The organism is Microlunatus parietis (assembly GCF_013407955.1).
Taxonomy (GTDB): domain Bacteria; phylum Actinomycetota; class Actinomycetes; order Propionibacteriales; family Propionibacteriaceae; genus Microlunatus; species Microlunatus parietis.
This window is the reverse complement of sequence record NZ_JACCBU010000001.1, coordinates 5,360,822-5,373,301: the sequence shown is the minus strand read 5'-3', so window position 1 is coordinate 5,373,301 and position 12,480 is coordinate 5,360,822. Positions and strand designations below refer to the sequence as shown.

Genomic DNA, 12,480 nt, shown 5'->3' with positions numbered 1-12,480 from the left:
CATGGTCGTCGGATGTGACGGTTCCGGGGTCGCCAGGGGGAGCGAAAGTACGCAATGACATCCGATCAGGATTGGCAGGATCCGCAGGCGCCGAGCGATGCGGAGCTGATCAAGGATTGTCGGAACGGGGACCCTGAAGCGGCCGGGCTGCTGTTCGAGCGCCACCATGACGCCGCGCTGACGTACGCACGCAAGCTGGCCGGGTCGAGCCGGGCCGACGACATCGCGGCCGAGGCGTTCACCAAGACCCTCGCCCTGCTCGGCGACGGCAAGGGGCCCGATGCGGCGTTCCGGCCGTACCTGATCAGCGCGGTGCACAACACGTTCGTGTCGATGATCCGTTCGGACGACCGCTATGTCCTGGTGGACGACCTGGGCGAGTTCGAGCAGGAGTTCGGCGACGACGAGGCGCCGTTCACCGGTCTCGTGGCGGAGGCGTTCTACGAGTTGCCGGAGCGCTGGCAGGTCGTGCTCTGGCACACGCTGATCGAGGGCGATTCGCTCGAGGTGACCGCCCAGCACCTCGGCGTGACTCCGGCCGCGGTCGGCTCGCTCACGTACCGGGCTCGGCGCGGGCTCTCCAACGTACTGATGGCCAAGCTCGCCATCGAGGGCGACGAGTGCCTGCCCACCCGAGAGCTGCTGCGCCAGGACCCCGACGACCTGAGCCGGACCCAGCGCAACGCGCTGAACCGGCACCTGGACGACTGCGACAACTGCAGCCGGCTGGCCGCTGTGGCCCCGGCCGCGGCGAAGTCCGGCATCGCCGGGATCCTCGTCGGCGGCCTGGTCGCCGGCGGTGGCGGCGCCTACCTCGCGCTGCGCCAGCCGGAGGTCGCCGCCGCAGCCGCGACCTCGGCGATGGGGCCGCCGCGGCCGCGTACCTCGCGGGCCTGGATCGCCGCTCCGGTCGCGGGTGTCCTGATCGTCGTCCTGCTCGCCGTCCTGCTCGGCCGGGCGCTGATGCCGACCGCCGAACCCGACGTGTCCGCGCCGGGGATCGGCGGCGCCGCGTCGAACGGCCCGACCCAGGCGCCGCCACCGCCTCCGCCGCCGGCGCCACCGACCCGCTCGGCACAGCAGCCGTCCGAGCCGCCGACCTCGGCCCCACCACCGACCTCGGCCCCACCGCCGACCTCGGCCCCACCGCCGACCTCCGAGCCGCCGACCTCGGCCCCGCCGACGTCGCGGCGACCCACGTCGGAGCCGCCCGCCTCGGTCCCGCCGACCTCGCGACCGCCGACCTCGCGACCGCCGACGTCCGCCCCGCCCACGTCGGCACCGCCGACCTCCGCTCCCCCGACCTCGACCCCGCCCACGTCGCCGCCGACCTCAGCTCCGCCCACCTCGGCGCCGCCGACCTCCGCTCCACCCACCTCGGCGCCGCCGACCTCCGCTCCACCCACGTCCGCCCCGCCCACGTCCGCCCCGCCCACGTCCGCACCGCCGACTTCGGTACCGCCGAGCCCGACGCCCACACCGACGCCCACCCGGCCGGGCAAGAATCTCGGGATCGCCCGGGCCGAGCACTCGAATCCCGCGCCGGGCGTCCACCGCATCGACGTCTATCTGATCGACGCCACCGCGAGCAGCGTGGTGACCGTCGAGTTCGAGGGACTGGACCACGTCTGGTCGGAGCCGGGCCTGCGGCGCCAGAACGCCGTGTGCCTGCCGACGGCCGACGGAACGGCCGAGTGCCGACTGTTCGGCCCGTCCCGGGAGGATCGGCCGCTGACGCTTTTCGTCGCGACGACCGACGACGAACTGGTCGGCAGGATGACCATCAGCGAGCCGGGAAAGTCCGACAAGGACCCGAGCAACAACGAGTTCGTCTTCGACGGGTGACCACCCGGGCCGTGTGATCCAGATCACTCGAATCCCGCGTCAATCGGCGCCAGGTGACGTGTCTAGAAGGGTGAAGCAGGGCAAACGGGGCTCTCACATGGTCCTTCTGCGGGGCCCTGCTTCCCAAAGACGGCACCAGTCTCTGGCGCGGTCATCGGTGGCGGTTTGCACATGTCCGGTACCCGACCACCAGGCCGACCAGTGAACGGACGTCCCGCCCCGGGCGTCCGCTGGTGACCGCTCGGGGTGTCCTGTGGGGGTGTCCTTACCCTCAGTCCCGTCCCCCACAGGTACACCCGACGAGCGCCCTTCCACTCTCGGCCGGATTCCGCCCACTCCGTGGGCCGAATCCGCGAACCCGTTGACCGGCATTTTCGCCCGTCCATAAAGTGACCTTCTGACTGTCCCAAAGGCGGCGGCACGTTCAGCGGAAGGAAGCTCATGTCCCAGATCTCTCCAGCGAGTACGGGGCACGGCCCCGCAACGACCCGAGCGCTGAGTCTGCTGCTCGTGTTCGGACTGCTCGCCACCCTGCTGTCCGTCCTGGTGAGCGGACCCGCCCGCGCCGAGGAACCGGCGGACCCGAACGTGCGCTATCTCGGCGAACCGGTCCAGGTCTCCCAGGCCAGCGGCTCGGTCCTCGGCACCCTGGACGGCCGTACGGTCGCGTACCAGGTGTTCAAGGGCACCTCGAACAGCGACAATCCGGGCGCCTTCACCGCGTTCGACGTCGAGACCGGCGAGCTGTTGCTCGAGCTGCCGATGCCGACCGCCGACACCGCGCGAGCCCTGACCGTCGCCTCCGACGGCCGGGTCTACGTCGCCACCTACTTCGACCAGAGGCTCTGGGGGTTCGACCCGGCCACCCGGCAGCTGGCTGATCTTGGCAGCATCGAGCCGGTGCCCACCGACGCCCAGCCGTTCGGGCTCTGCGCCGGGCCCGCCGGCCAGGTCTTCATCGCGACGTACAAGAGCTCAGGGCTCTACCGGTACGACCCGGCCACGGACAAGATCACGAAGGTCCGCACCGTCAACCCGGCCAACACCTATCTGCACGCCTGCGCCTGGGACCCGGCCACGAATGATCTCTACGTCACCGCGGGCGGCCAGACGGCCGAGCTGTGGCGGATCGCCGACGCCGGCACCGGCACGATGACCAAGATCACCGACGAGACGACGACGCCCGGGCTCGCCGCCGAGACGTTCATCATGGGCCTCTGGCTGGTCGGCGATCATCTGTTCGCCCGGACCAAGAACCTCCGACTGCTGGTGATCGGCACCGACGGCGTCGTTGATCACTGGAGCGGGCCACAGTCGATCAGCGGCTACCACGTCCTGCCGGTACGCAACGATCCCAGCAAGGTCTGGTTCACCGGCTCCTCGGCCGTCCGCGAGTACGACGTTCCCACCGGCACCGTTCGCGACACCGGGCTGAAGGTCTCCTTCTACTTCAGCGATGTCACGTACGACGACAACGGCGATGTGATCGGCACCGACGCGCGCGGGCCGTTCCGGCTCACGATGGCGGGGAGCTACACCAGCAAGCCGTGGACGTACTCCCAACCGACCGCGATCCAGAAGCTGCTGCAGGGGCCGGACGGGCAGATGTTCGCCTCCGGCTATCCGACCGGCCTGGCCCGGGTCGACACCACCGGCGCGGGAAAGATCTATCCGTCCCTCTCGTCCGGCCAGTACGAGTCGTCGGTCGTCCGCGACGGGCTGATGTATCTCGGCCACTACGGCAACGCGAGGTTCTCCCGCTACGACCCGGCCCGGCCCACCGCGGCACCGAAGTTGATCTTCGACGGCCTCGCCGAACATCAGGACCGGCCGTTCGCGATGGCGTACAACGCCGAGCGCGACGAGATCTACCTCGGCACCGTGCCGGGCTACGGCCGGGTGCAGGGCGGTCTCGCCGCGTACGAGTTCGGCACCGGAACCCACCAGTGGTACACCGAGGAGATCGTCAAGGACCAGAGCATCATCTCGGTCGCGTACAACCCGCACGATCGACTCGTCTATCTCGGCACCAACGTCGACGGCGGCATGGGCATCGAGCAGCCGCCGGGACTCGAGTCGAAGCTCGTCGTCTGGGATCCGGCCACCCGCACGGTGGTCCGCGAGCTCGTCCCGGTCGCCGACCGGGAGGGTGTCACCGGGTTGATGGTCGCTCCCGACGGCAAGATCTGGGGCTGGGCCGAGGACACCTTGTTCGTCTACGATCCGGCCGGCCAGCAGGTCGTCGCCCGCTATCCCGGCCTGGCCTCGCGCTACGTCGACGGGCAGTTCTACTGGGCCTGGGCCTATCAGTACGTCTCGCCGATCGACGGCAACGTGTACGCCACCGTCGGTGGCCGGCTGCTGCGGATCGAGCCCGGCACCATGACCGCGACGCAGCTGCTGGCCTCCGGCGCCAACTTCGGCAACCTGGACACGGCCGGCGATCTCTACTTCTCGGACAAGTCGCACGCCTACAAGTACGTGGTGCCGCAGCCGATGCCGAACCAGGAGCCGACCGACGAGACCAAGTGCCTGGCCGTCACCACCCTGCTGAGCGGCCGCGGCCTCGCCTTCCCGAAGGACTACAAGCCGGCCTGGCGCACCGTGTTCGCCCAGGTCGAGCGCCAGGTGGACGACGGCAAGGGCGAGGAGCTCGAAGATGACTACTGCCGCTGACCGGTCCCGGCTGCCGAGCCGGGTCGTGATCATGCTCCTGCTGCTGCTGACCTTGATCATCGGCCTGCTTCCGCCGGGGTCGGCGAGGGCCGACGAGCCCGCCCCGGAGCACGATCGCTGCGGCGACCTGCCCGAACCCGGCCCGGGCGTGGTCACGGGCTTCTTCACCTACTACGAATCCGATCCCTGCCGGGCGAACCGGAAGCTGGCCGCGGTGCGCGCCGCCGGCGGCGACACCATGATCACGTTCGGCTTCCGGCTGCAGCAGCGGCGGACCGGCCCGGACGGCGCGATCCTGGCGGCCGACGGCTCCCCGGACCCCCGCTTCGCCTGTACGGTCGACGGCCTCAGCTGTACCCGTGCGGCGGCGGGCCGGATCGGTGCGGGCACCCTGCGGCGGGTGTTGACCTATTCCGGCACGGAACGCTTCGGGGCCGCGATGCTGCGCTGTCCGCACCGCGATCGCAGCATGGTCTCGGGCGGGATCCGCTTCCAGTTGATCTTGCTGCCGGTCGGCACCGACCGCGGCTGCCGGCAGTCTCATGATCAGTACGACCTGGTGTTGATCAACACCGGCGCACCGGATGCCGTCGACCCGGTGACGATCATGCTGCGGGCGGCGGCCGCGCAAGGCGTCAGCCTGTTCCTCGGCATGCCGCGCCCCGACATGAATCCGGCCTCGCCGTGGCTGGCCGACGTCACGTACCTGGACACCGTGCAGGCCTTCACCCGGCGGGTCTTCACCGACTGGCGCGACCGGCACACCGGCCTGGGTTCGCTCGGCGGGCTCTACCAGAGCGTCGAGATGCCGCTGAAGGGCAATCCGGCCTGGGACGACCAGTACGCGCTGTACGGCACCCAGCACGCCCTGGCCCGGGCCGCCCTGCCGGACCTGCCGGTGCTGCTCAGCCCGTACATCGACGCCCGGCCGCGGATGACGTCGCCGGTGTCCGGGGTGCCGTTGGCGATCACCCGGATGATCGAGTCGGGTCACGGTGCCAAGATCATCATTGCGCCGCAGGACGGCCGCGGCACCGGCAAGGGCGGGGTCTTCTTCCCGGATGAGGCGGATCAGCCGGTGCCCGAGCGGCTCGAGCCGGTCGTCGGCGGGCCGCTGACCTATCGGGAGGCCTACAGCGACTCCTCCGCCGCCTACTTCCGCGCGGCTGCCGAGACCGGCCGGCCGTTCGGAGCGGACCGTTTCGAGCTCTGGGCCAATGTCGAGCTGATGGAGCCGGCACCGCTGCCCGGCGAACCCGCCTGCAGCTCCGGCACCGCCCGCGGCCTGGCCACCGCGGACCGGGTCATGAAGCAGGTGGCCGTGGTCGGCAACACCGTCACCAAGGTGATCGGCTTCGACTGGGACCAGATGATGGAGTGCCGGGTGCCCGGCCGGCCCACCCTGCGCGAGCACCTCCGCGAACTCGGCGATCGCCCGGCCCCGACCGGACTGCTCGCGGCCGGCGACGATCATCCCGGCCTGCTGCTGACCGGCTACCACCTCGACCGGGCCGACGTGACCGTCAGCTACCAGGATGCGTCCGGCGCCCTCCGCAGCCGCGGTTTTCCGTTCGATCCCGTACGGTTCGAGCCGGACCTCGGTGCGAGCCGACCGCAGGCCTATCCGCCGGGCATCCAGGGGATCCGGCTGCCCTGGCGGCCGGCCGACCTCGCCCCGGACCGGCCCTGGCTCAGCTTCGCGGTGACCGGCCCGGCCGGCGAGATCAGCTACCAGCGCTACACCGTGCTCGTCCCGACGGCCTGATCAACGAGGTGACTCGCCGAAGACCGGCCGCCAGGGCCGGATCCTGGGCAGCCAGCCCGGAACGTTGCCGCAGTACCGGACGTAGTCGTCCCCGAAGCGTCGGCGCAGCTGCGGCTCCTCGTAGATCCGCACCCAGAGCACGACGACCATGATCGCGATCGCGAGATACACGAGCACGGGAAGCGACCAGAACAGCAGCGCCTGACCGGCGATCGCCGCGAAGATCGCCGCATACATGGGATTGCGGACATGCCGGTACGCACCGCCGACCACGAGCCGAGTCGGCGGCGCCGCCGGCACCGGCGTCCCGAAGCCCTCGACGACGAAGCGGACGAAGGCGTGCACCAGGAACGCTCCGCCGGCCAAGATCAACACCACTCCGGCGACGCGGCCGGTGATCACCAGCCAGTCCAGGCCGGACGGCGGCGGACCGTCGAACCGCCACCGGCTGAGCAGCCACGGGATCAAGATCACCACGGTGCCGGGACCGACGAGGAAGAACACCGCACTGCCGAGCGCAGCCTGCCGTACCTTCATGATCATCTCCTAGGGTGGGGTGCCCGCGGCCCGCAGGAAGGCCGCGGCGAAGAGTTCGGCCGCATCGTCGATCGGCGGCATCGGCAGCGCGGCCTCGAGGCCGGGCCGCAGCACGACGTGCAGCAGCATCGGGCCGATCAGCAACTGCAGCAGGATCGGGAACGGCAGCCGCCGCAACGCTCCCGAGTCCAGGTGCGGGCCGAACAGCGCCGCCAGCGCTTCGGCCACCTTGGGCGCGTTCCCGCGCATCAACTCGGCAGCCGGCCCGGTCGGCCGGCTGAACAGATCACTCAGCAGGGCGGGGAAGACCCGCGGCTCTCGCTGCAGCACGGTGATCAAGGTGCGGTAGACCCGGAGCACCAGCTGCTCGAGCTCGGCCGGCGGATCCTGGGCCACGGCGATCAGCTCCGGCAACGGGCTGTGCCGGTCGAACACCGCGGCGAGCAGGCTGTCCCGGCCGTCGAAGGCCACGTGCACCGCCGGCAGCGAACAGCCTGCCTCGTCCGCGACCGAGGCGAGCGTGACCGAACCGAGCCCTCGGTCGGCGATCAGGCGCGCGGCCGCCGCGACGGCCCGCTCCCGGACCGGGACCCGGCCGCCGGGGTCGACGCCCGCGTCCCGTACCGCCTCGTCGAGGGTGGCCCGGCTTCCGCCGAGGCGACGCAGCAGCGTGCTGCGGGAGATCCCGGCCACCCGCGCGATCTCGTCCAGCGGGATCTCGGCCACGCTCTGCTCGCGCTCTCGCGCCGCCGCGATCGCCGCGTCCACCAACGCTGCCTCGACCTGCTTCATGACACGCAATTGTAGTCCCGATATACGTGAGTGTCACAGGTGGTGGAGCCGCGGAATCAGGTCGACCCCCGGCGCGGTCGGTCATGAACGGCATGAAGACGAACTGGGCCAGCGGGCTGATCAGGAAGGCGGTCAGCGGCGAGGCGGACTGCTCGACGCTCTGGGGCCCTGGCGCTCGTACGGCGACAGGCTGCATCGGCCGCACCCGGACGGCGCCGAACTGAGCCCTCGACGCGAGCGGCTTCCGGCCCTGCGCGCCCCCGTCCGGTTCGCGCCCGTCCAGGCAGAAGTGGTGTCACATATCTGCAATGCAACCATTGCACCAAGGGCCTGAAATCGATTGCATTACCTGTTCCATTGCAGATTTGTGTCACCTGGCCAAAGATGCGGCCTGGCCTTCCACGCTCGACGGTGGGCGGCCCGGCGCCGGGCCCCGATCCGACCTGCAACGCCCTTGCGCAACAGGCTCCAGTCACGGCGGAAATCCCTCGTGCCCGGGCGGCAGAGTGCAACTCCGTGCCACCTCGGCAGCGGCTCACGGCTCCGATTCGGCGAGTTCCTCCTCGGTGACCCGCGACGCGGCGACGGTCACGGTGAGCCCGCGGCCGGTGAGCAGCCGCGCGAACTCCCGGACGTGACCGGTCTCGTGGTACTGCGACGTGAAGCTCATCGTGAGCAGGCCGGCGTGGGAGATGACGCAGACCTGCGGGCGGACCGCGGAGACGTGGAGCAGCAGTCGCCCGACGCACCCATCGGCCGGTTGCGGCAGGGTGACCCGGCCCAGGTTCGAGACCGCGACGGTCAGGCCACGGTTGCTGGCCCGGCTGATCAGCCCGAGGATCACATCCTTCAACGGCCGCGGCACAACCCTCAACACGGGCATCCGCTCGAACCGGGCGAACCTCCGCAGCTTCCGCTCCAGTGCCTCGGGGGCGGCCTGCAGCCGGAACTGCCGATCGAGCTCGCGGCAGACCGAGCCGAGGTCGTCGGAGCCGTGGCCGTACCTGTGTTCCACCCGGATCGTCGCGAAGAAGTTGCGCGGCGACGTCGAGGGGAAGAACTGGCGCAGGTTCACCGGCACCGTGGCCGCCAGCGTCCGCGGCCGGTCCAGGCCGGACGATCGCCGTACGGCCTCGAAGAAGACGCCGGTCAGGTACATCGTGAGCGAGACACCCTCCGAGCGCGCAAGGTCGAGCAGCTCCGGCACGGGCGCGGTCAGCTCGACGACTCGGGTCCGGTGGTCCGGAGTCCGGGTGCCCCTGATCCGATGCACCCGTCGGCGACGCCACCAGGGCGACCGCTGCGGTCCGTCGGGCGGCGGGCCCTCCCCGACCGGGCGGTCGGCCACCGGCTCCTCGTGACGGCGTCGGCCGAAGTAGTACGCGAAGCTGTCGGCGATCAGCGCGTGTACGGGCTCGGCCGGACCGGCCACCGGACCGGTGGCGTAGTCGGCCCGGCCCGGATCGGGCAGCGAATCCCCGGCCGGCCGGGCGGTCTCGGCCGGCCGGCTCTGGTCCGGGTTGCGCAGGTCCGGGTTGCGCAGCCGGACGTAGGTGTTCACCAGGTCGGAGAGAAACCACAGCGCACCGGTCCCGTCGGACAGGGCGTGGAACACCTCCAGGCAGATCCGGCGGCGATGATGCACGACGCGGAACAGCAGGTTCCGCCGGTCGGCCTGGTAGATCGGGGCACAGGTGTGCTGCTCGTCCGCTGTGACGACCGGGTACAGATCACTGTCCTGCAGGTAGTACCAGAACACACCGCGCCGCAGCACCGCGTGGTAGAGCGGATACTTACCGTACGTCGTGTCGAGAGCCTGCTGCAACAGCTCCCGGTCCACGTCATGATCAAGTTCGGCGCTGATCCGGAACACCTTGGGATCGGCGTCGCTGCGGGACGCCAGGAAGATGTTGGAGGCATTGTCGAGCCGAACCCAGGTCCTGCGACCGACCCAGGTCCTGCCACCGATCATGACCAGACACCTCCTCGGCTCGGCGGGCGTAGCCGAACCTACCCGGATCGCCGGGTCGCGAAACGATCACGCCGCTACGGCACCGGCCGGACCGGGCGGCGTGATCAACTGCTGAGCGGATCCAGCCTGGACGCCTCGGCGTGGTACTTGACGTCGAGCAGCATCCGGCGGGTCGTCGCCACCGTCAGGGGATCCAGCAACCGGAACCCGGCCAGCCCGATCCGTCCCAGCAAGCCCGGGTGAGCCCGGGCCCGGGTCCGGATCACCAGCCGGCGCCACCCGCGCTGCCCGTCGATGATCATGAACGCCCAGGTCAGATCCCACGGCTGGCCGGGCCCACCCTGCCGCAGCACCAGCAACCGCGGCGGCTCGATCAGCGCGAGCGTCAGGGCGTACCCGTCGAACTGGCCCAGCCAGCGGCCCCGCAGCCAGCCGTATGGCCGGCCCGACCGCATCAGCCAGCGCCAGACGAGTTCGCTCGACGCGTCGATGTTGACGGCTCGGGTCCGGGCGAACTCCGCGTCCGGAAGGAGGTCGTCGCCGGGAAGATCACGGGCCAGATCGGCCGGTTCGGCACCCCAGTTGCGGACCTCCCGATAGGCGCGCGCCGCGACCCACACCGCGGCCGTCAGCGCCGCGACCCCCAGCACCAGCCACGGGGCCGCCGACCTTCTCACGTGCGGTACCTGACCGGAGGGCTGCTCACCCTGCCAGGGTACGCCCGGGTGCCGCACGCCCCGGGATGATCATGAAGTCAGACCGCGAGACTGCCGGCGGTCGACACTCGCTCGCCGTCGGCGGGGAAGTCGCCGCGCACGACGCCGGACTCCACACAGCCGACCTGGATCAGCGTCGACGGTGCCGCGAAGCCGCCCGCCGCGAGGTCGAGCCGGCCGCCGGTGAAGCGGGACGCGCTGGCGCGGTAGTGGTTCGTGCCTTCGGTCAGCCGGACATGTGACCCGGCGGGGTCGGTCCGCCGGAGCTCCGAACCCTCGAGGAGTACGGTGAGTTCGGCACCGCCGGACCGGCCGATCCCGGTGCCGGAGCCGATCATGGTGCTGCCCGAGACGACCAGCTGTTGATCTTCGTCGCCGGCCATCGTGAGCCCGACCTCGGTCAGCACGGATTCGGCGAACCGAACCCGCGGCACCGTGATCGAGACCGGAGCCGAGCCCTCGGCGGCGGTCAGCGTGCAGCCGCGGAACGTGATCTCGCCGGTGCCGGCGATGATCATGCCGCCGACACCGCGGAGCGTCGTGTCGATCATGGTGATCGGCGCGGTGACCGTGCCGTTGGTCAGCGTCGCCCCGGCGGCGAATGCGAAGGACGAGTCGCTGATGGTCGTCGGCCGGGCGGACCGCCTGGACTGCTGGGTCACGACGAGCGGGCCGGTCGCCGTGCAGCCGCGCAGTTGCGCACCGTCGGCATTGATCCAGAGCATGCCGGACCCGGCCAGCGAGGGCTTGCCGATCACCTGGACGTCTTCGAGGGTCAGGTCGGTCACCTTCACCCGCGCCACGAACCAGGAGCAGACGTGCTGGCGTACGGTGATCCGCTTGGCCGCCGAGCCCCAGGCGGCGCCCGAGTTCGCGAACGTGATCAAGCCCGAGTTGCCGACGTAGGTCAGGTCGTGTTCGTACTGGCCGTGGGTGACGAACGGTCCTTGATCATCTCCGTCGCCGTGGCAGTTCTCGACCAGGCCGTACGCACTCGCCGTCCAGTCGTTGAGGTGCCGGGCGTTCGAGGTGTGGCAGTTCGCGACGTAGCCGTACAGGCAGTAGATCTGCTGGGTCAGGTATCCGGCACCGCCCCAGGTCACCGAGACCGGGTTCGCCAGCGAGCAGTTGGTGGTCCGGAAGTACGTGTTCCAGCGCCGCATCACGACCGGCCAGAAGGTCTTGGTGGCCTCGACACTGTCGACGTCGCACCGGACGGCGTACTCGAACGCGACCGGGTGGGACCCGGTGAACTGATCCTTGCCGCCACCTTCGAAGATCAGGTTCGCCACCCGCACGTCGTGGACGGGCTCGACCCTGGTCCAGGTGATCGAGCGATCCTTCCCCAGCTCCCAGCCGATCTTGTAGTTGACCCGGATGTGCGTGCCGTCGACGATCTCGGTGACCTGGAGCAGCCGTTGCAGTTCCCGTTCCCAGCGTCCGGCCAGGCCGTTGACCTCCGCCGCGTACCACGCGCCCACCGAGAAGAACGACGCATCCGCCACCGGGAGGATGTCGGCCAGGTCCGGCACCGTCTCCCCGAGCGTCGCCTGCTGGACCTCGTCGGTGATCTTGCCGCGGAAGAAGATCACTGCGGCGAACGGATCGTCCGCGGCCGCGTCCTCGATGCCGCGCGTGGTGATCACCTGATGCCCGAAGTCGAGCTCGACGGCCGACCGGCCGGTGCGGTGCCGCCGGGTGAAGTTGAGCGGCGTGTGCGCCTCGATCCGGTGGATCGTGGGATCGGCGAGCATCGCGTCCAGGGCGTCGTCGGCGGGGGTGGCGGCGTCGAAGATGCCGAAGCGGCGGAAGTCGACGACGCCGTCGTGCAGCAGCACCCAGACCGACCGGCCCCGCCCGCGCAGCACGGTCCCGCCGTTCACGGCCGGCGGATCGTCGGCCACGAAGCGATACAGCAGTGGACCCGGGACGTCGCCGATCTCGGAATAGCCGCGGGCCATCGCAAGATCACCGGGCTGCGCCGGTTTCGCGGCCAGCTGCCGAACGGTGTCCACCACGGCGAGCGACTCCGTGGCCGCCGCGGCCGGTGACGGCGCCAGCGCCGCGGCGACCACACTCCCGCCGACCGCCGCCAGCCCGACCCCGGACAGGAAGGCTCGCCGCTGATTGACCGGCGGCGTCACCGCGGAATCGTCCATCATTCCCCCGTATTATGA

The 12,480-nt window shown here is 70.5% G+C and carries 9 protein-coding genes; 4 read left to right on the top strand and 5 right to left on the bottom strand.

Annotated features, from left to right (window positions below; genetic code table 11):
• The first annotated feature begins 54 nt into the window (after window positions 1-54).
• The 3 genes from BKA15_RS25865 to BKA15_RS25855 all read left to right on the top strand — a co-directional run bounded on the left by BKA15_RS25865 (window position 55) and on the right by BKA15_RS25855 (window position 6,286).
• Window positions 55-1,845: an RNA polymerase sigma factor gene (locus tag BKA15_RS25865; protein ID WP_179755748.1), complete on the top strand. Its 1,791-nt coding sequence runs from the start codon at window positions 55-57 to the stop codon at window positions 1,843-1,845.
• A gap of 441 nt (window positions 1,846-2,286) precedes the next feature.
• The gene (locus BKA15_RS25860) at window positions 2,287-4,521 is read left to right on the top strand and encodes a ligand-binding sensor domain-containing protein (protein ID WP_179755746.1); all 2,235 of its coding nucleotides are present in this window, start codon (window positions 2,287-2,289) and stop codon (window positions 4,519-4,521) included.
• Complete coding sequence (locus BKA15_RS25855; protein ID WP_179755743.1) at window positions 4,505-6,286, top strand: hypothetical protein; 1,782 nt, start codon at window positions 4,505-4,507, stop codon at window positions 6,284-6,286. The genes BKA15_RS25860 and BKA15_RS25855 overlap by 17 nt, the downstream gene beginning before the upstream one ends.
• Here the strand turns inward: BKA15_RS25855 and BKA15_RS25850 are convergent, their stop codons facing one another.
• Together BKA15_RS25850 and BKA15_RS25845 are read right to left on the bottom strand one after the other, a co-directional pair.
• Window positions 6,287-6,823 carry a methyltransferase family protein gene (locus tag BKA15_RS25850; RefSeq protein WP_179755740.1) on the bottom strand — a complete coding sequence of 179 codons (537 nt, stop codon included), beginning with the start codon at window positions 6,821-6,823 and terminating at the stop codon, window positions 6,287-6,289.
• Window positions 6,824-6,832: 9 nt separating this feature from the next.
• Entirely contained in the window at window positions 6,833-7,615 is a 783-nt protein-coding gene (locus tag BKA15_RS25845) for a TetR family transcriptional regulator (RefSeq protein WP_179755737.1), read from the bottom strand.
• Window positions 7,616-7,698: 83 nt separating this feature from the next.
• Between BKA15_RS25845 and BKA15_RS25840 the strand changes: the two genes are divergently transcribed.
• Window positions 7,699-7,839 carry a hypothetical protein gene (locus BKA15_RS25840; RefSeq protein ID WP_179755735.1) on the top strand — a complete coding sequence of 47 codons (141 nt, stop codon included), beginning with the start codon at window positions 7,699-7,701 and terminating at the stop codon, window positions 7,837-7,839.
• Between the two features lie 311 nt (window positions 7,840-8,150).
• On the opposite strand, the gene BKA15_RS25835 is transcribed toward BKA15_RS25840, so the two are convergent.
• The 3 genes from BKA15_RS25835 to BKA15_RS25825 form a co-directional block, all read right to left on the bottom strand.
• Window positions 8,151-9,587 carry an alcohol acetyltransferase gene (locus tag BKA15_RS25835; protein WP_179755732.1) on the bottom strand — a complete coding sequence of 479 codons (1,437 nt, stop codon included), beginning with the start codon at window positions 9,585-9,587 and terminating at the stop codon, window positions 8,151-8,153.
• Window positions 9,588-9,691: 104 nt separating this feature from the next.
• Window positions 9,692-10,264, bottom strand: a complete 573-nt coding sequence (locus tag BKA15_RS25830) for a hypothetical protein (protein WP_179755729.1) — start codon at window positions 10,262-10,264, stop codon at window positions 9,692-9,694.
• Between the two features lie 77 nt (window positions 10,265-10,341).
• Window positions 10,342-12,465: a hypothetical protein gene (locus BKA15_RS25825; protein ID WP_218871568.1), complete on the bottom strand. Its 2,124-nt coding sequence runs from the start codon at window positions 12,463-12,465 to the stop codon at window positions 10,342-10,344.
• Between the last annotated feature and the right edge of the window lie 15 nt (window positions 12,466-12,480).